Source organism: Alistipes onderdonkii (assembly GCF_025145285.1).
Classification (GTDB): domain Bacteria; phylum Bacteroidota; class Bacteroidia; order Bacteroidales; family Rikenellaceae; genus Alistipes; species Alistipes onderdonkii.
Map to the genome: position 1 here is coordinate 735052 of NZ_CP102251.1, position 24049 is coordinate 759100.

Annotated in this window: 26 protein-coding genes and 1 tRNA gene; 11 read left to right on the forward strand and 16 right to left on the reverse strand. The window is 48.4% G+C overall.

The window, feature by feature from the left end; all coding sequences use genetic code 11:
- Positions 1-15: 15 nt before the first annotated feature.
- The 11 genes from NQ559_RS03135 to NQ559_RS03185 all read left to right on the forward strand — a co-directional run bounded on the left by NQ559_RS03135 (position 16) and on the right by NQ559_RS03185 (position 7339).
- Complete coding sequence (locus NQ559_RS03135) at positions 16-1164, forward strand: hypothetical protein (protein WP_018696653.1); 1149 nt, start codon at positions 16-18, stop codon at positions 1162-1164.
- Positions 1165-1218: 54 nt separating this feature from the next.
- The gene (locus tag NQ559_RS03140) at positions 1219-2019 is read left to right on the forward strand and encodes a hypothetical protein (RefSeq protein WP_018696654.1); all 801 of its coding nucleotides are present in this window, start codon (positions 1219-1221) and stop codon (positions 2017-2019) included.
- 12 nt (positions 2020-2031) lie between these two features.
- Complete coding sequence (locus tag NQ559_RS03145) at positions 2032-3144, forward strand: hypothetical protein (RefSeq protein WP_026318517.1); 1113 nt, start codon at positions 2032-2034, stop codon at positions 3142-3144.
- 4 nt (positions 3145-3148) lie between these two features.
- Positions 3149-3754, forward strand: coding sequence for a gp53-like domain-containing protein (locus tag NQ559_RS03150; protein WP_229100491.1), 606 nt, complete (start codon positions 3149-3151; stop codon positions 3752-3754).
- Positions 3755-3767: 13 nt separating this feature from the next.
- Positions 3768-4100 (forward strand): hypothetical protein, encoded by a 333-nt coding sequence (locus NQ559_RS03155; protein WP_009596358.1) that lies wholly within the window; start codon positions 3768-3770, stop codon positions 4098-4100.
- Positions 4097-4660 carry a hypothetical protein gene (locus NQ559_RS03160; protein WP_259805136.1) on the forward strand — a complete coding sequence of 188 codons (564 nt, stop codon included), beginning with the start codon at positions 4097-4099 and terminating at the stop codon, positions 4658-4660. The genes NQ559_RS03155 and NQ559_RS03160 overlap by 4 nt, the downstream gene beginning before the upstream one ends.
- A gap of 291 nt (positions 4661-4951) precedes the next feature.
- Entirely contained in the window at positions 4952-5506 is a 555-nt protein-coding gene (locus NQ559_RS03165; RefSeq protein ID WP_009596322.1) for a phage holin family protein, read from the forward strand.
- 24 nt (positions 5507-5530) lie between these two features.
- The gene (locus NQ559_RS03170) at positions 5531-5743 is read left to right on the forward strand and encodes a hypothetical protein (RefSeq protein ID WP_009596374.1); all 213 of its coding nucleotides are present in this window, start codon (positions 5531-5533) and stop codon (positions 5741-5743) included.
- A gap of 14 nt (positions 5744-5757) precedes the next feature.
- Positions 5758-6258 carry a glycoside hydrolase family 73 protein gene (locus NQ559_RS03175; protein ID WP_009596492.1) on the forward strand — a complete coding sequence of 167 codons (501 nt, stop codon included), beginning with the start codon at positions 5758-5760 and terminating at the stop codon, positions 6256-6258.
- The gene (locus tag NQ559_RS03180) at positions 6255-6869 is read left to right on the forward strand and encodes a DUF6549 family protein (protein WP_009596453.1); all 615 of its coding nucleotides are present in this window, start codon (positions 6255-6257) and stop codon (positions 6867-6869) included. Before NQ559_RS03175 ends, NQ559_RS03180 begins: the two co-directional genes overlap by 4 nt.
- Positions 6866-7339 (forward strand): hypothetical protein, encoded by a 474-nt coding sequence (locus tag NQ559_RS03185; protein WP_018696657.1) that lies wholly within the window; start codon positions 6866-6868, stop codon positions 7337-7339. Before NQ559_RS03180 ends, NQ559_RS03185 begins: the two co-directional genes overlap by 4 nt.
- 57 nt (positions 7340-7396) lie before the next feature.
- Here NQ559_RS03185 and NQ559_RS03190 read toward each other — a convergent pair whose 3' ends face one another.
- From NQ559_RS03190 to NQ559_RS03265, 16 genes are all read right to left on the reverse strand, one after another.
- Positions 7397-8113, reverse strand: coding sequence for a hypothetical protein (locus NQ559_RS03190; RefSeq protein WP_009596406.1), 717 nt, complete (start codon positions 8111-8113; stop codon positions 7397-7399).
- A 64-nt stretch (positions 8114-8177) separates the two neighbouring features.
- Complete coding sequence (locus tag NQ559_RS03195) at positions 8178-9359, reverse strand: tyrosine-type recombinase/integrase (RefSeq protein WP_018696659.1); 1182 nt, start codon at positions 9357-9359, stop codon at positions 8178-8180.
- A 340-nt stretch (positions 9360-9699) separates the two neighbouring features.
- Positions 9700-10779 (reverse strand): DUF3871 family protein, encoded by a 1080-nt coding sequence (locus tag NQ559_RS03200; protein WP_018696660.1) that lies wholly within the window; start codon positions 10777-10779, stop codon positions 9700-9702.
- Entirely contained in the window at positions 10742-11467 is a 726-nt protein-coding gene (locus NQ559_RS03205) for an ATP-binding protein (protein WP_014775846.1), read from the reverse strand. The genes NQ559_RS03200 and NQ559_RS03205 overlap by 38 nt, the downstream gene beginning before the upstream one ends.
- 101 nt (positions 11468-11568) lie before the next feature.
- On the reverse strand, positions 11569-11844 hold the full coding sequence (locus tag NQ559_RS03210) for a hypothetical protein (RefSeq protein ID WP_014775845.1): 276 nt from the start codon (positions 11842-11844) through the stop codon (positions 11569-11571).
- Between the two features lie 515 nt (positions 11845-12359).
- Complete coding sequence (locus NQ559_RS03215) at positions 12360-13262, reverse strand: hypothetical protein (RefSeq protein WP_018696662.1); 903 nt, start codon at positions 13260-13262, stop codon at positions 12360-12362.
- 69 nt (positions 13263-13331) lie between these two features.
- Positions 13332-13913 carry an RDD family protein gene (locus tag NQ559_RS03220; RefSeq protein WP_083923874.1) on the reverse strand — a complete coding sequence of 194 codons (582 nt, stop codon included), beginning with the start codon at positions 13911-13913 and terminating at the stop codon, positions 13332-13334.
- A gap of 413 nt (positions 13914-14326) precedes the next feature.
- A complete protein-coding gene (locus NQ559_RS03225; RefSeq protein WP_154654053.1) occupies positions 14327-15130 on the reverse strand; it encodes a hypothetical protein in 804 nt (267 codons plus the stop codon).
- A gap of 519 nt (positions 15131-15649) precedes the next feature.
- Complete coding sequence (locus tag NQ559_RS03230; protein WP_154654054.1) at positions 15650-17026, reverse strand: hypothetical protein; 1377 nt, start codon at positions 17024-17026, stop codon at positions 15650-15652.
- A gap of 45 nt (positions 17027-17071) precedes the next feature.
- Positions 17072-17839: a DEAD/DEAH box helicase family protein gene (locus NQ559_RS03235; protein ID WP_154654055.1), complete on the reverse strand. Its 768-nt coding sequence runs from the start codon at positions 17837-17839 to the stop codon at positions 17072-17074.
- Between the two features lie 215 nt (positions 17840-18054).
- Complete coding sequence (locus NQ559_RS03240) at positions 18055-19266, reverse strand: site-specific integrase (RefSeq protein ID WP_018696665.1); 1212 nt, start codon at positions 19264-19266, stop codon at positions 18055-18057.
- Between the two features lie 229 nt (positions 19267-19495).
- Positions 19496-19571, reverse strand: a tRNA-Met gene (locus NQ559_RS03245).
- A 262-nt stretch (positions 19572-19833) separates the two neighbouring features.
- Entirely contained in the window at positions 19834-21615 is a 1782-nt protein-coding gene (locus tag NQ559_RS03250) for a (Fe-S)-binding protein (RefSeq protein ID WP_018696666.1), read from the reverse strand.
- A 2-nt stretch (positions 21616-21617) separates the two neighbouring features.
- Positions 21618-21953: a 4Fe-4S dicluster domain-containing protein gene (locus tag NQ559_RS03255; RefSeq protein ID WP_018696667.1), complete on the reverse strand. Its 336-nt coding sequence runs from the start codon at positions 21951-21953 to the stop codon at positions 21618-21620.
- Positions 21954-21956: 3 nt separating this feature from the next.
- Positions 21957-22961, reverse strand: coding sequence for an FAD-dependent oxidoreductase (locus NQ559_RS03260; protein WP_018696668.1), 1005 nt, complete (start codon positions 22959-22961; stop codon positions 21957-21959).
- Positions 22961-24049, reverse strand: a complete 1089-nt coding sequence (locus NQ559_RS03265; RefSeq protein WP_018696669.1) for a heterodisulfide reductase-related iron-sulfur binding cluster — start codon at positions 24047-24049, stop codon at positions 22961-22963. The genes NQ559_RS03260 and NQ559_RS03265 overlap by 1 nt, the downstream gene beginning before the upstream one ends.

Below are 24049 nucleotides of genomic sequence, written 5' to 3' on the forward strand. Positions count from 1 at the left end.
ATAGAAGCCGAGCCAATGGTAGATACCTTCGAAATAATCGAGAAGCCCGAAATTTGTCAGTTTTCTGAGAATTTGGGGAAAATGATCATCAGGAACAAAAATTCAAGCCTGACTTGTGTTTACATGACAGTAAGACTTGATGATGCAACTATATGTGACAAACTGACGCTTTATTACGATGCAGAGAGTTTGATAACGATCAACCTGCGGGACATCGTCCATACCCTGCTGGAATGTGAATTTCCACGACAAACCGGCGTTACCGACTTTACATATTTGTATATAACGCTGACCGACACGGCGACAACCAAAACATATCGTTTTCAGGTCATTGCCGGCGGGGTTGCAGCTCCTCGCAAAGTAGGGCTGGATTGGTGGGCCAGAAACTTTCTGACTTGGCAAGGGCAAATCGTCACCATGCCGGCATGGCAACCGCAATGGTTATCGGTGGTAAAACTCAATCGAGATCCACAATTTCTGCGAATCAAGTCGCGCCTATATACAGCCGAAGGAATCGAGCGCACACAGGACATTTTCACAGCATCCGAAGAAGGCATCGTCCGGATCAACGTTTCGTTCGAGCTACTCTGGCGTAATATCTGCGTTTCGGAAGAACTGACACCGATTGCATACGACATCTACGGATTGGGAGCGAACTCCGTCTCTGAACCCGATACGGCAGGTGCAAAGAACTACCCTTTCGCCCAGCGATATATTTTGCGGTCGGGCAACTTTCGAGACCGCTGTTTCTTATTCCAAAACTCGCTCGGCGGATTCGACACGATAATCGCATCCGGACTTTCGACATTACTTCCAGAAGGCGAGGTCGACACGTTCATCAATCAAGGCCGCGAAGCGGAATTAAGCAACGATTACACATCAATCTGGCAGCAAAACACAGGTTACATCAGTTCGAGCAGCATAGCCCGGCAATGGCAGGAGTTTCTGCACTCCAGCAATCGCTACCTATACGCAGACGGGGAGTGGAAACAAATAATCGTCACGGAGTACGAAGTCAAACACAAAGAGGCCGCCCTAAACAGCTACACCTTCAAATACCATTTGTCAGAAAAAGATGAAGCCAATTATTATGACCGGGCAGAACTTCCGGAACCTGAACTCCCGACCGATTTCTGGCAAATTCCATCAATACGGCGGGAATAAAGTTGTCCTTTCCGCAGCGACAGCAATCAAATATTTTTGCATAAAACAAGAACCATGACATCGTATAGACGCTGGAACATACTTACCGACCTTACCTACATAGAAACATTCTATGAACGGCAAAGTGACGGTACTCTTGTAAAAGCGGCAATTCCGGACGCGGGAATCGATTTCACCATCGACTATTTTACAGATGGAGCAACCCACTTCAAAGCGTCCCGCATTGACGGAGTTTACAAAGACTGCCGTCAGGTTGATGAATACTCGCTCGAAGTATTCATCCCGTTATCGCGCAGGCGCATGTGCAAAGGAGAGCTTCGCCGGGAACTCACCTTGACAATCCCCGATGATAATTTTTTAAATCAGATAAAAAGCATATGCTTCCCCGCCAAAACAGGGCTATTCCTTTGGTTTGGCCCATCAGACAATTTTAAGCAGACAGCCTACGGAGAGGCGATAATTGCCACGATAATCAATGCCTCATACGATATTATCGACCTCACGAGTTCTGCATATCCTGCCACCTGCCTCAAGATTATGGAAAAGCTCGAAAAAGGCATTACGGCGAATATCTACATAAAAGAAAGGGCGGAACTCCCCCAACAATCTATTATTCAAGTTCAAAAAGCAGACGGGGGCTATCAATTATTTACAGGAATATTCGAAACATCGGAGGAAGACGGAACAATCAAAATTTACCAAATCTACTATCTGGTAAATAGAACCGACGGCGTTGTAACAAGGAAACGATACGATAGATTCCCCGCAGTGGCATCCGCGGGCGACTACATCAAAAAAACCGACCGCCTGATCCTCGGCGGATACAGCCCGGCCGACCTGAAGAGCAACAGTTAAATACACAATATCATGGCAGAAAATCAAACTTTAGCGGTATTGCAGGAAATCCTGCTCAAATCCCGCATCAAATTCGTAACGGGCACCGAAGCCGAATGGACGGCAGCGAATCCCGTCCTGCTCGACGGCGAGTACGGACTTATCCGGGGTAGTTCGCCACTGAAATACAAGGTCGGCGACGGCACGAAGACATGGTCGGCGCTCGGCTGGGGCAATGTCACCTCTCTTGCCCAGCTCACGGCCGACGCAACGCATCGGCTCGTGACCGATGCCGAAAAAACAGGGTGGAATGAGAAAGCGGACGTGTTTACATTCAACTACGAAGGCTACCTGAACCCGCCGACCGGAGGACTCAACCCGCAGGGACAAGTCGCAAAAAACATCGTCGCGGCGATCAATGCGAATAAAAAATGCGTTGTGGTCGCACAAAATGTCGCCGTGCAGGAGATCGAAGATTCTATAAGCGGTTTCGTTTCCATCACCGAGGTTTCCGCTTCGGCCGTCACCGGATTGATCGATACTATCCGCATGGCCTCGGACGACAGCGGTCGCACGGTATTCCTCGCTACTGCTTCCATCACGTTCAAGTCCGACGGCACCGTGACGACGGCGGCAGTCCCTTACACCGGGCGTATCGTCATGGAAGATGCCCTGCCCGAATACAGCACGGAGAAAGCTCCGACGGTTAGCGGGTTCGCCGCGACCTACTACCTCACGCGGAACGGCAGCCGTATCGGCGTGCCGATCAACATCCCGCTCGATCAGGTGCTGCGCGGATCATCCATCAAGACCGTGGTGACGGCCAATTCGCCTTACTCCGGGGCCAAGGTCGGCGACAAGTACATCGAGTTCCTCTTCCAGAACAACAACACCCCGCAGTACCTGCCCGTGCAGGATCTCGTCGATGTCTACACGGGCGACGACCAGTATATCCAAGTGACGGAGTCGAACGTAATCAAGCTCAACTACTCCGTGCTGTCGTTGAAACTGGCGGCCGACTTGAAGAAGTCATACGACAACTTTTACGACCCGAAGGGTGCCGGAGAGGCAGCGGCAAAAGCGGCCATCGACGAGTTCAAGGCGAGTACGTTCGTCATTCAGTGTACCATCCCCGGAATGAACTGACGCTATGGCAGCTACTGAAAAGATAACCGGGCGGGTTCAATTCCCGATGTTTACGGCGGCCGCACTGGCCGCCGCAAATCCGGTGCTTCTCAAAGGCGAAGTCGTGTACGAATCCGACACACGCAGGCGGAAAATCGGCGACGGTGTTACCGCATGGAAGTCTCTCCCCTACGAGTCGGATGGTGAAATGGCAGGCAGTATTCACGCTTCACAGATCACTACGGACGCAACGCACCGTTTCGTGACCGACAGCGAGAAAAAGACGTGGGGCGATAAGGCCGCCAAAGACCTGTCGAACGTAACGCTGACAAAAGCGCTCTCATCCAACGGTTACTACAAAGCACCGGACGGGCTGATGTTTCAATGGGGGATATCCCCCGGCGGGGCGTATCAGTACTATTTCAGTCCTGCATTCATCGCAAAGCCGTTCGGATGCTTTCTGACGGCTTATTACGGCAACGGCAACGTTATCACAGCCGCGTCGTATGTGGAACTGACCGCCCAATATTTACGCTACCAATCGCGCTGGGCGAACCTCACCGACAAGAACGGAGGTCTCGCATCCTCTACCGAAACCGTCCATTGGCTGGTGATCGGACGCTGGAAATAAAATACAGGAAGCTATGAAATACTGGAAGCAAGGATTTTATGACGAACCCGTCGAGGGCGGTGTAGAGATCACCGACGAGAGGTGGTTGGAACTGATCGACGGGCAGGCAGCAGGTATGCTGATTACCGAGGATGAGCAGGGCAGCCCTGTTTTAACGGAATATGTCAATAGCGTCCCGGTGCCGACCTACGAACAGCGGGTGCAGCAAAGCATCCGAGAGCGGTATTCGGTCGACGACGAACTGGCGATACTCCGCCAGCGGGACACCAAGCCGGACGAGTTCGCGGCCTATTACGAATACGCCGAGCAATGCAAAGCGCAGGCAAAAAAGCAGATGCAATTATGATTGGAAGAATACAACACCCGAAATATACGGCAGCGGCGCTCAAAGCGGCCAATCCCTTACTACTCGATGGCGAGGTCGTCTACGAATCAGACACGGGTCGTCATAAGATCGGGGACGGAGTGAATAAGTGGACGGAATTACCCTATCCCATGAATGCCGAAGCCGTCCCGGCGGTTACGTGGAAAGTACAGGGCGGAATGCTCTGCGTAAAGCCTGCCACGGACTTGAAAAATCCGATTCTGAAGCAATGTTTCGTGGGCATCCTGCACTACAAAAACGCGAAGAAGCGATACCGCCGGAATCCTCAAACCGGGCAGACACAAAACCGTCCTCTGAATGCGGGGTTCAAGCTCGTACAGGACTCCTTCTCGCGGGATGAGGTAAACTGGACGTCAGTACGGATCAATCCCGTACCGTTCGACGCAACGAAGGTAAACGCCGCGGGCTGGATGCCGATAATTTCCGTTGCAGACCTCTTGGAAAGGTGGGTCGTGTGCATTGCCGACCGCGGTTTCGTGGGGGGGGGGGGAAATTCGAGCTGCATCGCGGCACCAATATAGGCGACCGCGGCGGAAAGATGGAGGATTCCGGGAAGCGCAGGATGCAGGTTTCATTTTACGGAGGAGTAGTATTGTTTACGGGTAATCCTCAATACCGAACCGAGGGGGCACGCGCCTATTTCAGAGTAATAGCCCGAAACTACGATGAAACGGCAACGATAGTACATGTATAACTTTTTTGACGGGGTGTGACCGATAACAAATATTCCTTTGCGGGAGATGGTTGTATTATGACTCATTCACTGGGGATTTACTTAACCTTACTCGTCATTTTTTTGAAATTTCTGAACTATGATAGACCATATTTTCGCGGCGATACGTCCGCAGCTCATCATTCTCACGATCGTTTACCTGCTCGTACTGTTCGTGATTTTCCTCGACCTATGGGCAGGCATCCGGAAAGCCCGCAAACGCGGGGAGCTGCGCTCATCGCTCGGCTACCGCAAGACCGTCGAGAAGATCGCCAAGTATTTCAACCTGATTTTCGTGGTAACGGCCATCGACGCGGTGCAGATGCTGACCGTATGGCAGATCAACGAGCAGACCGGGAGCCGCCTGCCGCTGATTCCGATTCTGACGGTATTGGGGGCCATGTTCATCGGCTTCATCGAGCTGAAGAGCGTATATGAGAAGTCCGAGGATAAAGAAAAGGCCAAGATTGCGGATGCGGCGGCCGCGCTGGGTTCGGCGTTGAAGAACCGGGAGACGCAGGGCATCGTGGCCGCGGTGCTGGAGTACATGGAGAGGGCAGGTCGGCAGTCCGGCAGCCCCCGCGGCCCGGCCAGAAGCGAGCAAGCCCCCGGCCCCGAATTCATGCCGAACCCGGATATTTACGACGAAGAGTAAAAACCACTCAAACACCATACTACCATGAAAGCAAATTACACCCTTGAGAAAGTGGAAACAGAAGACGGTTTTGCCGCCACTTATCTCCTGATGTGCGACGGCTATCAGGTCGGCTCGGCAATCAATATCCCGGATATTGTAAAAGGAGCGAAAATTATCTCGGCAGCTGGTGGCCGCGAGGCGCTCGTGATCAATGTAAAAGGACGAATAGGAAGACCGCGGCATATAAAATTATAAAGGCGACCAAGATCATGACACCGAAAGAATTTAAGAAAACCTACTGGCCGGACATCGCAGCCTCCTGCGAGGAAACCGGGCTGAACCCGCTCTTCGTGGCCGCGCAGGCCGCGCTCGAAACCGGCTGGGGGAAGTCCGCCATCGGGCACAACCTGTTCGGCATAACCGCCACGAAGAAGTGGCGCGGGGCGGTGAAATACGTGCGGACGTTCGAGTATTTCGACGACGACAAGCAGGGCCACCGATTCCCCAAAGTACACTCCATTACGCGGATGCCGGACGGGCGCTACAAATATGTCGTGGATCGCGCCTTCCGAGATTATACGTCTGTCAGGGAGTGTCTGACCGACCACTCCCGAATTCTGCTGACCGAACGCTATGCCCCCGCGATGCCGTACAAGGACGACGTGTACCAGTTCGCCTACCGGGTTGCAGCCTGCGGCTACTGTACAGCCAAGCCGGCGGATTATGCGGGTCTGATTCTCAAAATCTCCAAAACGCTCGAAAAGGCATGAAACGCTTCCTGCTCATAGCCCTGATTATAGCGGGCGGCCTGTTGTGGGTGCAGAGTGCGCGGCTCCGCTCGGAAAAACGCGAACGCCGTCGGTTGGAGTCGAACCAGACCGCGCTGATGTCAGATGTCGAAATCTACCGGACAAAGGCAGGCAAGGCCGCCGCGTCGAACATGGTGCTGAATCTCCGCGTCTCGGAGCTGGAGCGGCTCCGGGCGGCGGATGCCGAGAGCATCCGCGACCTCGGCATTAAACTCAAGCGGGTGGAATCAACGGCCAAGACGGCGACAGCGACCGTCGTAGAGCTGCGGGCGAAGCTCCGGGACACGGCCGTCGTCCGGGAAACTTCGGCCGGGGCAGTCATTATCGACTCGATGCGGACATTCCGCTGGCGAGATCCGTGGGTGACTGTCGAAGGGTTGATCGAGCGCGACTCGGTCGCGTGCCGCGTGGAGAGCATCGACACCCTTCGGCAGGTCGTGCATCGGGTGCCGCGGCGCTTCCTCTTCATCCGCTGGGGAACCAAAGCGATACGGCAGGAGGTCATGTCGTCGAACCCGCACACGCGAATCGTATACACCGATTATATCGAACTTAAAAAACGGAACCGATGAAGAAATTTCTGAAAACAACATGGGCGGTACTACTCTACTTGTGGCAGCTCCCGCAGAACCTGCTCGGCCTTACGTACTTGGCATTCTGTTTCGACCGCGTGAAAATCACCGAGCAACGCGGGGCCGTGTTCTATGCGACGAAGCATGTCCGGGGCGGCATGACGCTTGGGCGGTACGTCTTTATCGCGCCGGGGAACATCGACCGGGAACCGGTATACGACCATGAGTTCGGCCACGTCCGACAGTCGCGGCGCTGGGGCTGGCTATGGTTGCCCGTATTCGCGATTCCGAGCGGCCTGCATAGCCTTTTCTGCCGCGCGGCGAACTACTACCACTTTTACACGGAGAGGTCGGCAAATCGGCTCGGAGGCGTGCCCAACTATGCCGGGGAATACCACTACCACATGGACGGCTTGATCGTCACCTATTGGGACAAGCTGGTCGAACTCAAGGACAAATATTTCAAATGACAAAATCCCTCGCCATTGGCGGGGGATTTATTGTCTGGTACTCTATTGAGTGAGAAATCACAATGCCTTCATTGCTTGCGACCACGACTCCAAATACTCCTTTTGAACATCAGGCGAAATGGATGACAATATTTTTTTACAGATCGTACAAAGTATATCTTTAATGTCATTGGCTTGCTTGGCAATGCAATCATCTATATCGACATGAATTGTGACAACTTTCCGATTTCCATCTGACGTGGTGTATTTTAGATAGCAAAAACCGTTTTTTGTCACGGTTGATGGACTTATAAATATTTGGGCTATTATTTTCCCTTTTATAATATTCCTATCTGTGGCATGACACACATCATCCCGGATTCTCCTAATCTTATTGATCTCTGGGTAGTCATCGAAATAATTTAGTTCTTTCTTTTTTAAAATTATTTTAAAAATAGTTGTTGCCGCATCTTGTTGTAAGTAAAATGCATTAAGAAGCCCATAAATGTAAAGTGCATCCCCATGAATGTAATCGATTTGGTCTATTTCCTGATATTTATCTATGGCTCTTTGGCTGTCCCTAATAACATCCATCGCAGCACATAATTGCGCCCAATGTTCGCGAGACAGATTCGAATAATAATGCTCGTGAATGGTCGGAATATTTATCATATCCCTTAACAAACTGTTATAGTCAGAAACTGTATTCAATGTTTTATCAGGTACAGTCCCGTCGACATAGTGTGTTGTACCATTTATAGTAACAACAAAGCCATCAAAATCATCCGTATGCATACGCCAAATTATTTATTACTGTTGGTTAGGCAAAGATAACAAAAATACATTCCAGAAATTCACATTATAAAACGCCCTGATAATTCAATAAAAGCGGATTTGCATCCCGAATATCCTGCGGCGTATACACATCGGTCATCAATAACGACGAGTGCCGCGCCTGTTCTTTAACCGAAAGGGTATCATACCCAGCACGGAGCATCGCGGTAATTCCGGTATCCTTCAGACTATAAAATTTGTACTCTTTGGGAAAGTGGAGAGCAGGGCGGATTTTCCTGCTCCAAAAGTCGCGGTAAGTCTTTTCGTTTACCCATTCCGGCCCCGGTCTGAAATCCTTGGAAAAAATATAGTAGGTACTCGGAGCGTCAAAATACCCAAGTTCGGCCATCAACTCAATAATTTTCTGGGGTATAGTAACACATGCCGAACGCTTGTTTTTCGAGATTGTATCGTCAATATAGACCGTCTGTTTACTGACGGATATATCACACAGCCGGAGTTTGGCAATCTCCTTCGGACGGATAAGCATGTAGTGCAGAAAGTAGCAAACCAAAAGGAAGTAGCGGTTATTCTCCTGAAGCCAATCATGCAGGCGTTGCATATCATCCACAGCAATAACCTTGCGTTCTTTCTTGAGCAAAGCCTTGCCAATACTGACCAACCCATCCGTCGGTTTTTCTTTGATATACAGATGTTGCACCAAAAAGGCGCTGAACGACCGAAGGAAAGCCAAATAATTGTTGCGTGTGCGTGGAGAATTCTCCCGTTCAATATAGACATAGTCCAGAAAACGAACACAGAAAGCCCGGTCGAATTGATAAACATACCGTATAGACACCCGCTGATTATCATTCCATTCTTCCATTATGCGAGCAAAACAGATATAATCGTGGTGCGTTGATGCCCGGTGTACTCCGTCATTCAAGAGTTTGGTGATGTAATTTCGATAATGTATCAGCGTGTCGGAAAATAGTTTGTAGGAGCGGTCGGCATCAGCCTCTATCCAAGGATTCCAGCCAGCTTCCAGCTTTGCAGACAGCCGGTGACATACCTGCGCGGCATATTGCCGTTTCTGGGAGGCCGTCCCGACGGAATTGATTTTTATCCGCTTTCGACGCATTTCGCCTTTTGCTGGGTCGAAGGCGTAAAAACTGATAAACCAGCAAGCGCCCGTATGCAAACGGGGATAAGTGTACGAGAGAATCTCGTTTAACGCAGAATTTCGCGCAGTTTTTACAGACAACATTTTTTTACATTTTCGCTGTCAGCGACCCGACGCAAAAATGTAGAATGTTGATTTTCAGAACAATTCAGACAAATATTTTGTCCCGGAATTGTCCCGGCTATTTTAGAAAAAAGGCCGTAACTAACTATATTTCAGTTTGTTATCGGCCTTTAAGTAGCGGGAGGAGGACTCGAACTCGGAATGTTTAAGCCTATATTTCAATGAATTATACTAGCTCCTCTGTTAAAAAGTATTCCAACAAGTATTGTTTATTCAATATTTGAACTGATTAAATCCACCATTTCAGCAGATACCCGAAGAATATTTTGTATAGAATTCGTACCATAGCCATTGCGTTGTTTCATTCCACAAACCAACTGTATTCCTTCTCTCCCGCCAGCGCCTTTGCCAGTCCGTCTGCAAATACCATAGCATTGCGGCTCCTCGTTAGGAACGAATCGATATAACTCGACTTGTTGGCTCCAGTAAAGAGGTTGAACACTCGCCATAGGTCTATCTCTCCTTGCTTGTCGCAGGCAAATGCCGGGTCGTTGTAATAGGCCCTTGCAATGGTGTTCAGATGGCAGTCCGTGAACTCGAACTCCGGGAGCAGTTTCCGCTGTGCCGGTGGCAGGAACTGGTATAACCTCGCCTTGCCTACCAGCTGTGCGAACTGACTCTCCGACATGGAGGTATCGAGCAATGCCCGCATCCGCTCCAGATGGCGTTTGGCATTATAGCTTACCACCAGTTCGGTAATCTTCGCCGTCAACTCTTGCGTATTCGTCACCCGTATCTCTTCGGCCACACCGTCCGTAGCCACACACATATTGCAACACACCATGTTTTTGAAGCCGATAAAGACCTTGAACTTCTCGAAGCCTTTCTTGCTATACAGGTTCTCTTGGTTATAGGCTCTGACACCCCCTATCGTAAGGTTCAGCCTGCATCTGTCGATGGTTTCCGTGACAGAGGGAATTTCGATGCAGAACATCATCCGCTCGTAATAAATCGTCTTGTCTGCATCCGTAAGCTCGTGTACCGCCTTGTGGATGGCTTCGGGAGTCCGGCCCTTGACGATATGGCTCACCCGGATTTCGGGATTGTCTACCGTATCTCCTCTGAACATCCGCTGCGCACACTCCCACATGGTTTCGATGAATTGGTTATGGGAGATGGTCACCTCGTTGTCTTTGGAGAATACCGGGGTAATACAGTCGTTCTTGAGGTGGTAAAGGCTGACCTGTTTGGTATTGGCCTCGATGAAAGGCTTGCGTGGCTGTTCTTCGGGAGTTTCCCGAAACGGGGATTCTTCATCCTCACCGAACGAGGGCGAGGAAATAATCGGCTGCATATCGTCCTTCGCATCTTCAACGGGCACAAAGGGCAGCGGGTGGGGTTGGTTATCGGGCTGTATTGCCCGCCGGATAGCTGCTTCCATAGCTTACAGGGGTTGGGGTTTGACATTGGTTGCACCAGTCGAGAATCCGTGTCCCGACTTGGCTGGTAATGGGAAATTCGGGTTTCCCGGCGAACAGTTCCGTACGGTCTTTGGATGCCGTGGCATAGTGCTTCATGTTCACGTCGAAGACGATGGTAAACTCATAGTCCACGTTGTCACGCTGCACGGCCTTCAACCCTACTTTCTCCGGAATCATCTTCCCGTTACGCTCGTTGAGTACGTACTCCTGCTTGCTGCGCATGGTACAGATGACATGGCACGAGGAATTGAGGATACGCTGGATAAAGGCGTTCTGACGCGGCGTGACCTTGGCCCAGTTGGCAAAGGAGTTGCCTTGCAGATTGGCGTGGAAATCCAGCAGGTAATCCCAGCAATGCGAGATACTGTCGATGATGATTACTTCCATGCCTGCGCTTTCGCAGATACCGATGGCATCGATGTATTTCTCCGGGTTGTAGGGTTCCGAGAGGGAGAGTACGTTGTAGGCTCCCAGATGGGCATAGAGGTCTGCACTGCCGTTCTCGGTGTCGATAACGGCGATTTTAGTCCAGTCGGAAGCCATACCGCAGGCCAGCAGCAGGCTGGAATAGGTCTTGCCCGAACCCGATGCCCCTTGCAGGGCCAGCCGCATCTTGGCTGCCCGGCGTTGTGAATGTCGTAATTGCATAGATAAATGGTTATTTGATATGGGAATGATTATAGTACGGTGATAAAAAGCAAGGCTGCTCCTTTTGAGGGGAACAGCCTTTTAAATGAAGAGGACGATTCTTACAGTACGGCAACCGTGGTGAACTGAGGATTGTCGCCTGCATTGTGAAGCAGAAGGAACTGCTCGCCGCTCTCCTCGGAGAGAACTTCCGAAATGACGGGATGGTCGAGCGCTTCGGCGGGATACTTCGACGTGACAGCGCCCGCCTTATCGCCATACCCGAAGAAATGCTTGCCCGTCTGCTCGTTGCGGATGATGCGGATTTGAAGGATGCCTTTCCACTCCTTGAACTCGTCGAGGGTGAATGTCCGCAGGAATTTGAGCGTGTGGTTCATAGTCATGGATTTTTTAGATTCGACAACATGGGCAATAATATGATGTGCCCCACAGCCCAGCCGGGGTCGTAACCCAATCCCGCAAAGCGGGAGGGGGTATTCGGGGGATATATCGCACGGGCATACATTTTCAGCCTTTCAGAAAAAATTTTATTGCAAAAAATAATGAATTCGACTCAAGTAACCACAAGAATTCATCGTATGATGGGTGGTACTTGAGCCGATTCGCATGTGGGGACAGAGGATATTCGGTTATATCATTTTAATAGCCGTAGTTACTTGATTCTCATATTGCAGGAGAAAAAGCCCGGAGAAAGGCAAGGTTACTCACTCAAACATAAATTTTTATATAAAATAATTAATCTGAATGAGTAAACCCCTATTATAATAACGGGCTGAATGGATGTTTGACAGCAACCTTCATACTCACTTACTTTATTATTCTATATACAAGTAAGTGAGTAAAAATCCCCACATTCTGGAGAATGCAGGGATGAATTCGATAACCTTTTCAGTTAATATACATCCGGATTCTTGGCATTTTGAATATATTTAATATAAAACTTATTCGGAGCCTGTTCCTTGCAAACTGTCTTATATCGGCTTGCTCTGTAAGATTTCCCCATACAATCTTTCTCGATTTTAATATCTGTGGCAAACGCCCCTGCGGTAATATTCACAATATCTGCAACATAAAAATCATTATTCACAACAATGGGCAAACCATTTTCTCCAATTTTATAACAGATTACATTACCAAACTTTATAGGAGAATTGGCATTTGTATATTTCAAATGCTTCACTCCCGATTTCTTGGGAGCAAGCAAGAGTCCGCATTCCCGATAAATATTATCAAGAATTTGATACTCATAGAACAACTTTGCTGTTTTAGGAGGAATGCAAACCTTGTTTTGCTCCTTGATTTCCACCGAAGCATTCGTTTCTGCCTGTATTTGGGCTGCACTGCTTTGAGATACTCCAATAGCACCCGATGCACTCGCAGATACACTTGCGTCATATCCAAGCCATGTTCCATAAAGAGTTCCGGATAAAGTCTCGGAATAGTTTGCAGATTTGCCAAATGATTTTCCGAAGCCTACACGAGTAGACTTGCCATACACATAAGTCCGATCCAAGTAGTAATTATTAGCATAGCCATTGAAAATGAAAAAACTTTCTTGCAAATTCACAATTATGTTTTTATCTGTCTTATTGTAGAATATAAATCCGGCGTTTCCATGAGAAGCCCACAAATTATACGTTATTTTACAATTCTCATCCTCATAAACCATATCGGTTTGTTGGGTTTCGACCGATTGAGATTCGGCCGTCAATACTTGATAAAATTCTTTCGAACATGATGAAAGCATACTTGCTAACATCATGATAACAATGGCATAATAGTAGTTCTTTTTCATGATTATTAAGTTTGGAAATTAAAAAAGTGTTGGGATTTCTGTTTCTGAATACTTGTTTATTGAATTTATCTAGTACAGGCTATTACTCGGATCTACGATATAGGTTCTTGAAATTTTATCATGCAACCAAATAATCTGGCCATTATGCGCCCGCCACTTAAAACCTGTAATGATAAGTATAATATTGAGAGGAAAACATATAGTTCGCAACATAATTCTATTTAATGATGGCCGAGAACCATCAAGCATAGAAATTCGCAGTCCCATTACCATCATGCCGGGAGTTCTACACCATAAACTTTCAAAGAAAAAGAGGTAGAACTCAACCCATAATAGTATTGATAAAAATACGACATTAATCGATAAGAAAAATCGTTCTAATGGGAGCACCAACAATAAAATTCCTAACGTTGTAATTAAAAATGTATCAACAATAGAGCTGATTATGCTTTTATACCAAGGCACCTCATGTAATTCAAAATAAGAAATTTGACTTTTAGTAGAAGCAATTTCTGCATCTATCTCCATATTTTTACACTTGGTATCAAAATCTGCATATTCATTAGTCAAACCACATACTATTCCCCTTTTTATATCCAGACATTGATACTTACATACAGAACAAAATTTCAATTTTTCTTCACGAGTCATAATTTAATCTTTTAGGTTGTTAATAACAATTTCATTACCCCTCCACACTTAGGACACACCGGATTATCTTCGCTCCACTCCTCGACATTCTTTGAACCACACCACATGCAAAAAGGTTCATTGGGTATGTATTCCCAATATATCTGCCCGGTTGAAGCATATATCAAGGTATTGGGCTGACCTTTCAGATAACGATTATCGCATAAGCGTTTGCAATCTTTACAAGTAAAGGATGTAAATTTGGCTAATGGCGTTTCATCTTCCCAACGATGACCTACACAGCAATCGGTGTAACCGCAAGCCAGACAATAAAATCGAAGAACTGCCATAGCATACAGTTAATCAGTTGCATTATTATTTACAGTAATTCTATCCCGGTTCTATTCGAGTGAGTTAGGACTAATCTATTTTAATTAGTCTTTATAGTATTTACATTCGACTTTTTTCCATCCTTTATAAATCCAACGTAACACGAGGGGGATTATGGCACAATAAAGAATAAATTCACTAATATCATAACGGTCTAAATCGCCTTCAAAAGGAAACCAACGTTTAATTTGACGATCAAAATCATCTCCGTAAGCTAATCCACGAAGTAACAGTAGAATATTGAGGACACACCAAAAATAATATATCCTAGCAACATTTTTAGAAATGCGTGGTCGAATGATTTCTTTAGCCTCTTCACAAGATGAAAATGCAGATATAATACATCCTAGTTCTATATCAGAGAATTTAATCCATTTATTTTCAGTTAATTGATATGAATAAACTTGTTCTTTGAGGATATGTTCATATTTCAGCCAATAAAATTGACTTATCTTATCTAATGAAGGATAAGCGATATCAAAATTTTCTTCAAAATAAAGGACAGGGGCGCCATCACTATTTTTAATATGCTGATACGTAGAATAATGTCCGGTCACATCTGTATCCTCTTGTGTCAAAATTGTAATTACATGTTGATTAATATGGTTACACGTGCATATAAAAAATTTAGTATCCTTGGCTGTTGCTACAATATCAGCAAATACCTCCTGTATAAATTTTAGATTTACTTCTATTGAATCATGTTTTGCAATTTTATATGCACCTATTATAAATGGAATCGTTATCCCAGTTGTTATTACTCCTTTATCTTTTAATAAATTGATTAATGTGAATGCGAACGGTTGTTGGCTTATCACAGTCAGGTTCTCATTTAAATTAGTAGTCATAGTTTTAGAACTATTCCCGCCCAACTCCGATTCGGGTGATTATAAAAAGAAAGTGTGGAGTTGTTAGTTTATCGTACTGGAGGCTCTGGTATGCCATAGGACAAATAAACAATACCCCACACTTGGGCAGTATATCAAGAATGATATATCTACGCAAGTGATGAGTGTTTGTATTGCCTATCCCTGTCCTTAAAATTTACCAGATTCCCAGTACAGGATGAAGCTAAACACTTTCATCAATCAATATGTCACCGCTCTGACGAACGGTATCACAAAGTTAGAAAATGTTTTTGAAATACAACACACTCTTGGGGTATTGTAGGTGCAAATTACGGTTAAAAGTTTCTGAAAATCAAGATTGAATTATATATATGATTATCCTACGTTGGGGATTACTGTTTTACTTGATTCAAGTACCCCATAAAATGAAAGGCCTGCCATTACTGACAAGCCTTTATATCCTCAATTACTCACTCAACTTATAATATTTATATATAAATATATTGATATAAGTGAGTACTAGAGTTTGAATTCTTCGTTAATCGGAGTTGCCATCGAAATTGTTTGTGCAATCTCACAATTCAGGTATTTTTCGGAACAGTAATTTTTAACTATATAATAGTTGCCCTTGACGGCATCCTTATTTCGCTGCAAGGTACACAGGCATTTTAGCCATTTCACAGCTTCACGCTCCTCTTTAATAGGTTTCATCCCCATTTGTTCGAAAATGACATTTAAATGCTCCTGAATATCTAAAGAGCACCACTTTGTTTCTGGCTTAAAGCTCGCTTTGATAACTTGTTTGAATGGGTGATTCTCTGCCAGTGCATTGAAGATAACCGCATTGTGATACCATTTGTACCAAGCGTTGCTTTTGTCCCTCATATCCGAAAGCCTTTGTACCAGATTTTCAAATGGGACATACTGCGATAATTTCTCATAACGCTCGACAAATCCGCGTTGAGTTCGATTGCATTTACACTTGAAAGGCTTCATATAAGCCGAGATACAGTCTGTTCTCTGCTTATGCATCCGCCTGATTTCATCGACAACCTCATCGACACTCTGGTACTGCAGCTCTTTTAAATCCTTATTTGTTGCCGCAACAACTTTTTGAGTAGCCTCACCGTTTTCATGCCACATTTTTTCCCAGTCAACGACACGGCATGTTTTTCCCAATGCTTCAATCAAACCGTCTGGTTTCAGGTAAATCGATTCTCGCAATCGTACGAATTCAACAAGAGCATCGATATTGAAGTAGGATATCACATAATTTCCATGAATACTCTTCCGAATCAGACTGACAGGCGTACTTCCGTAGAATGTTTGCTTGGATTGACGAATCAACGACTGCATTGAACTCAAGAAACTGTACGTCAATACGCCATTAAAATTTTCATATATTTTAACAGTCGCATTATACATATTACATAGTTCATCAGCCAAACACAACAGCTTATTTTTATTGTATACAGTATAGCGTTCATTCAATTTTGAAGAGGAGTTGTAGATAATCGTTTCATCATATAGACCTTGGGGATGCCTGCATCGGCCTGCAATCTGCAACATTTTTTCCGGTGAAAGAATCGTATATATCTGCTTGATATCCGATACGGATAATAGGTGAAATCGCTCGTCAATATCAACTCCAACGAAGTAGGTACACGTTATAAATGTAATTGGCTTGGGAAGACACGTCCCCTCTAAATTCGCATAATAAGCTCCTGCTTCACTTTGGCTTTGCGCACTGCACAAGATTGCGCATTCCGTCCTTAATTCTTCCGGCAGCAGATTGATGACAGCCCGGATAGCCGATATCCTGTTATATGCGACCGCAATTTTATGCCCTGAGCCGTACATGTCACGCAAGCGGATTATCGTTTGGGCTGTTGTCAAATGGACGTCGTTTGTATATAACAGCTTCACCTCGCGCTTAATCAATCACCTGAAATTCACTTCGATAACGGGCATTTTCAATATCTCCGGATTGGAAAACGGGCGCATTGTCGCAGATACCAGACAGCGTTGGCGTTCCGGAAATTTGAAGAAATAGTCCATTACCCAGCCCAAAGCACGATTCCGATAAGTACTATCCGACTGATAAGAATCAATCTCATCCACCATTATATACCAATCCCGAAGCCTCGGCTCGATTTTCTCCATTACTTTCCGAAGACTGTCTGCTACGACCAAAATCTTTTTATAGCGTATCGTCTCATTTGACAAATACTTATTGATAGCTTTCGAGGAGGGGGATTGTTTTATATCCCCAAATCCGCCGCCCACATATAAATACGGATTTCTCCCCGTTTGAGGGTCTATGCCCGTCAGATATTTCTCATATGCCAAAGCTTTGGTGGGACACACAACGATACAGTTGTTCGGCGAACGCAGCGCCAGCGTTGTAGCACCAATGCCGGGAACGTTCTTCTTAATTACTCCGTAGGGCAACTGCATGAAAACATCCCCTAACTTCTTGCTTTCATCATTGATAATAATTTGGAGTGCATCTATCTTGTCCGGATAATCCGGATTTATGCTCAACTCATAATCGATTCCGGGTACATCCTTTATCTCCGCATTATTGACGATACAACTGACTACCTCTCCGTTTTTCTCTTCGGTCAGGAATTCATAACGCGGGTCATTCATTTTATGACGCCCAAGCGTTATGGCAGACAATGATTGGAAAACTCTTTTTGTTACCATATCAATATGTATTATCCCCATACTTCTCCTATGGGGTGTTAAACGAGGGAAGCCCATGCATACACACGGGCTATCCCCAAACTATACTTGCTTCCGATTGCATCGGGCAATGTAAAGACCTGACTATAAGTCTTTAACTGTATTAACAATATACGAAAAATATTCGAGATTTCCAAATAATTCAACAACTATTTTGCTGGTTATCAGCACTTTTATTACATATCAAGCACCTTTTCCAACCGCCCGATATGATTGCTGATATTCTTATTTAGAACCTGCGCATAGGAGCGCTGGGTAACTGAAATATCGGAGTGACCAAGTAATTTGCTCACAACTTCAATAGGCACATCGTTATAGAGCAAAATCGTCGTTGCAAAGGTTTTACGGGCTGTATGGTGGGTCAGTTTTTTGTCGATACCCACAACCTCCGCTATTTCCCGCAAATAGGAATTGACCTTTTGATTAGAGATGCGCGGTTGCACATACTCATTTACCTTACAAAACTTTTCAAACCAAATTATTAATTTTTCGGCCTGAGGAAGCAGTGGAACAGCAATCTCCCGGTCTGTTTTCTGACGTACCAGATTAATCCAGTTTCGCCCATCGAAACCCTTGACAATATGTTTCGGTTGCAGGGCTTGCGCTTCATGATAAGCCAATCCAGTATAGACGGAGAAAAGATAGATATTCTTCACCTCTTCCAACCGTTGTTGGGCAAAATGATAATCTTCCAACAATTTCAATTCTTCCTGCGTAAGGAATACCAGCCGTTTTCGCTCTTTTAAAGGTCTATATTCAACAAATGGGTCTTGTTGGATATAGTTACACTTGAACGCATATACGACCATCTGACGCAGCCGCTGCATGATTTTATTTATAGTAATCGCTTTCAGTCCTTGAGATAATAGGGTGTCCTCGAACTGCTTTACGAAAAAATAATCCACACGGCGTATCGGAATGTCCGTACTCTTATATAAATTCTGGATATATCGCTCCACGTGGGCGAATACCTCTCGGAATTTTTGCAACGTAGAAGGTGAATATTCTTTGCCTACGAGAGATTCCATCCGCTTTATACGTTCCCGGAAAATTCCACACAATGTATGCTCATTGGCAGTCTTATTCTTATAAAGAGAATAAATTTCATCGAGTGAAACATTTCCATCTGCTTCGTATAATTTACGCTCAATGCTTTTCAGCTCGACGGTGATGTCCTGTAACCGACGGTTAATCAATACGGCATCTTCCGAGGTTCCACGGACACATTGAGCGTCTTTGTCCCAAATTTCAGGTCTGATATACAACCGGGTAGAGAATTGCTGACGGTTAATCCCGTCAGTAGTCAGCTTGCAATAGATAGGTACCTCTCCTTGCTTTGTACGCTTAAATTCATAGAGATAGTAAGTGATTCGTAATATTTCAACCATAGTCAGCAGATTGTTTTATAACCTGCTGGAATACTTTTCATTACAAGTCTGGAATACCGAGATTTTCAGATTTTGCCCGGTATTCCAAAGAACCCCTAAAATGCCCCGATTTTGGTTAATTACTAAAATATCTTAAAATATAGCAATTTTACTTATTCACTGATTATAAGACACTTAACCACTTTACAGAGCATAAAATTAGGGGCCAAACATTGCTGTTTAGCCCCTTTGGTAGCGGGAGGAGGACTCGAACCTCCGACCTTCGGGTTATGAGCCCGACGAGCTGCCAACTGCTCCATCCCGCGATATATCTTCAGTGTTGTACTATCGCTTTTGCGTGTGCAAAGATAAGACAAATATTCGGACTTTACAAATAATTCTGCGCATGTTCCCTCCGCACACCGCTTATCGTACTATCTATCAGCCGCAAAAAAAATATTTTATTATTTTTCGCAGGTTAGCCCCACGCTGATTTTTCCACAGATTTCCTGCCACCCGGAACAGGGCCGGATGAAAACGCACACACCGTCTGCAGACCCCATCCGCAACACACACCGTCATTCCCAATCAGCGGATATTGGCTGCGACAATCTCCGCCAGGTCGCGGACTTCCCCTTTCGTACCGCGCCCGATGGCTTTTTTGCAAAGCGGGCAGGCCGTGACGATCACCTCGGCTCCGGTAGCTTCCAACTGCCCGGCCACGGATTTTGCGATCTGCACCTGCTGACCGTCGGAGATCGCCGTATTGGCGACCGAAGAGCCGCAGCAGGGGGCGTTTTCGCGGGTTTCAGCGGGTTCGAGCAATTCCCCGACAGCCCCGATCACGGCACGCGGATCGTCGTAAATCCCGCTGCCGCGTCCCAATTCGCAGGGGTCGTGGTAGGTATAACGTGTCGAGCCGTGCCCGACCTTGAGACGGCCCGCCTTCATCAGACGCAGGATATATTCCGAATGGTGCAGCACCTCGACCCCTTCGAGCGCATAATCCTCACGGAAAACCTTGAGGCAGATCGGACACGAGGTCACGAGCGTCGTGATGCCGTGCTTGCGGAACAACTCCGTATTGTAGCGCATCATCTTGCGCGCCGAATCCGTCTCACCGGCCAGTTTCAACGGGCGTCCGCAGCAGACGCCCCCATCGCGGTCGGCCCACCAGACCTCTTCGCCGGCGGCCTGGAATACTTTTTCCATCGCCGACATCGTACGGGGCGTCAGGAGGGTCATGCACCCGGCGAAATAGCCCACCTTCCCCTCGCCGGACGAGCGGTCTAACCCTTTGAAATAACCGTAGCGCTTTTCGTCGGGGACATTGCGCATCGTATCGCGGGAATTGAGGCGCAGCGTATTGAGGTCGATGTCCACCGGGCATTTCTCGGCGCAGCGTCCGCACATCAGGCAATTGTCGGCCACCTGCAGGCGCAGCATCTTATATCGCCGGTCGCGCAGAAAATAGACCGACTGCACGTTGTCGATGCCCAGCACGCTCTGCAACTGGCAGGGGTCGATACAAATGCCGCAGCGCGAGCAGGCCTCGACCTGGAAGTTGTCGAACGACCCCTCCTTTTCGGTCGAGCGGAGCTTGTAGTGGCGCAGGAAGATCAAGGGTATCTCCGTGAAGATGTGCATGTAACGGGAGAACGGCAGCGCCACGAAGAAAACACCGAGACACGAGGAGTAGAACCACCACGCCACGCTTTCGAGGTTTATCAGCACGAAGGTGCTCATGTGCGCAGCCATCCATCCGCCCAGCGAACCGGTGAGGAATCCCCCGCCGCCATAAAGGGCGCAGGTCGTGCTTTCGGCGATCAGGCGCGCCGGGAATACGAACCACAGGGCCGAAAGCGCAATGCGGTCGCCCGGCACATGCTTGGTCGTGCGGCGCATGCCCATCCTCTTCGAGAAAAAGCGCTTGCCCCAGGCCAGCGCTACGCCCGACAGGACGAACAGCAGCAACAGATCCATCAGGAAATCGAAGACCGGCTTATGCTGGAGCCCCGTCGAAAAGTACTTGAAGAAGACATGCCCCTGCAACGGCACATAGCGGAACCCGAGGTAGGCGACGGTCTCGATCCACCCCACGGCGATCAGCAGGAACCAGCCGAAGGCCAGGCTCATGTGCATGTAGCCCAACAGCGGGTTGACCCTGAAGATCCTGCGGTGGAGCAGCGATTCGCTGACCACCTCCCCTATCGCCGAGAAGGTACGGCGGGTCGGCAGCCCGAACAGGATCCGTTTCTTGTCGGCGAGCGGCAGGCGGTAGAGCCACAGGCCCCACTTCCACAGCAACACGATGAACATCACCGCGGCGCCGACCATGAAAGGTATGCAGAATGGTGCGAAAAAAGTCATCGTCAGAAGTCCCCCAGTTTACGTTTGATAAGCATCACCACGCCGCGCGTATTGATCCCGCGCGGACATACCAGACGGCATTTGCCGCACAGCATGCACTTGTTCATCTCCTCGTAAGCCCCCTGGTATTCGCCGCGCCGCACCAGCGTATGTACCTTGCGGAAGTTGAATTCCGTGAGATTGCCCGCCGTACAGACCGCCGTGCAGGCGCCGCAACCGATACAGGCCTGCAACTCGGGCATCTCGCGCAGGATCTCGTCGCTCTTGCGCAGGTTGTTGCGGTCGATGTCGATTGCCCGCGGCTTGGAAATGGTATATCCGAAATTGATCGCTGCCATATGCTAAACCCCTACATACCGGGCCGCAGCATCGGCGGCGGCCGTCCCTTCGTTCAGACTCTCTCCGATATTCTTCGGCGCCGTGACCGTCCCGGCATAAAAAATACCCTCGACATTGCTCTTCACGTTGCCGAGGAACATGTCGCGCGGCGCCATGAAGCCGCTCGGCGCACGGTTCAGCCCGGCACCCTCGGCGAAAGCGGCGTTGTCATCGTTGGCACGCATCCCCACGATCAGGATCAGCATGTCGACGCTCATGCGCAGCGGACGTCCCGTGAGGGTATCCTCGGCCTTGATCTGTACGCGTCCGTCGATCATCGGGCTCGCCTCCGAAATACGCCCGCGGATGAAATGAATGTTGTATTTCTGCTGTGCCTCGCGGTACATCTCCTCGTAACCGGGGCCGAACATGCGGATATCCATGTAAAAATTGAACACGTCGGCCTCGGGAAACATCTGCCGCATCTCCATGGCCTGCTTCACCCCCGTGATGCAGCATACCTTCGAGCAATGCTGCTGGCAAACCTTCTCGTCGCGCGAGCCCACGCAGTGCAGAAAAGCGATGCGCCTAGGGCGCGAACCGTCGGCTTTCGCCACGCGGCCCTCGTTGAGCATCCGCTCGATGTCGACCGTCGTAAAAACGTTGTCGTAGATGCCGTAGCCGTATTCCTCCTTGATCGAGGCATCGAAAAGCGTGAAGCCCGAGCAGACCACGACCGAATCGCATGCCAGCATACGCCCGTCCGGGAGCTGAACCCCTTCGCGGCTGAACCCCCTGGCTTCGGTACGGGTCATCACCTCGATCCCGCGCTCGGCAATGCGGCGGCGCAGTTCGGTGAGTATCTCCGACGCCGGGGTGAACGACGGAAACAGCACATGCCATCCCCGGAGCTTGCCGCCTAATTCGGCCTCCTTTTCGATGATTACGGGCTCGACGCCCTGTTCTGCGAGGCGCAGGGCCGTTTGCATGCCCGCTACGCCGCCGCCTATGACTGCAACTCGCTTCATTATTCTCTGATGTCGTATATTGTGTCCGTCGGGCAGCAATTGACCACAGCCGACGCGGGTTTACCGATATATTTTCCGTTGCGGCCGAGGTATTTGGCCGCGGGGTCGTATTCGACGCCCATCTTGTCGAGCAGGGGTTCGACGTCGACCTGGTGCATCTGCATTCCGAGCACCCACGGGTCGTAGCCCAGCACCAGTCCGGCCATCTCCTCGTAGGTCAGCACCGGAATGCCGTGGCCGTTCTCGCCGTAGGTCGTACCCTCCATCTCGGCGATCGCATACTGCCACTTGTCGAGGAACATCGCGCACCCCGGGCAGTTGGCCACGATGAAATCGGGTTTGTAGGGCGCCATGCTTTCGAGTTTCTTGTGCGAATTGGCGATCGAATAGCCGCGGTTGGCCTGCACCAGGTAGTTGCGGAACCCGAACCCGCAGCAATGCCGCCGCTCGGGGTAGTCCACGCATTGGCCGCCCCACGACTCGACCATGCCGGCCAGCACATAGGGGAATTCCGAACCGCCGATACCCGACTTGGGGAATATCTTGGCGTAGTGGCAACCGATATGCTCCACCACGCGCAGCGGCTCCCCGGTCTGGGCGTTTACCAGCTTATGCTTTGCGCGTGCGGCGATCTGCTCGCGGAAATGGAAAACGATGTCCGAGGTATGCGCCAGGCTCGCAGGCTTGCGGAACTCGCGCCCGGTGGCTTTGTAAAGGTTCTCGCGCGCCTTCTCCTCGGTTTCGGGAAACTCGTGCCACGTGGCCAGTATCTCCGAATAGACACCGAACGAAGTGATGCACGACGACACGAGGTTCTCATACCCGGCTTCGGTCATCAGCGCGAACTGGCGTGCCACGACCGTCATGATGGTTTCGAGCGGCACGATATCCGAATGGTAACCGATTCCCGTGCACGACGAGTGGAGCGGGTCATCCGTAAGATCCCGCCCCAAGTCGTTGCGCAGCATGTCTATGAACAGTTTTTCGCTGCCCGGGAAAAAATTCTGCCGGATACAGCTGCGGGCATAGTAATAGTGGTCGTCGGCAATCTCCTTCTGGTAATCCTGCCAACTCTTTCGCTTTATCAT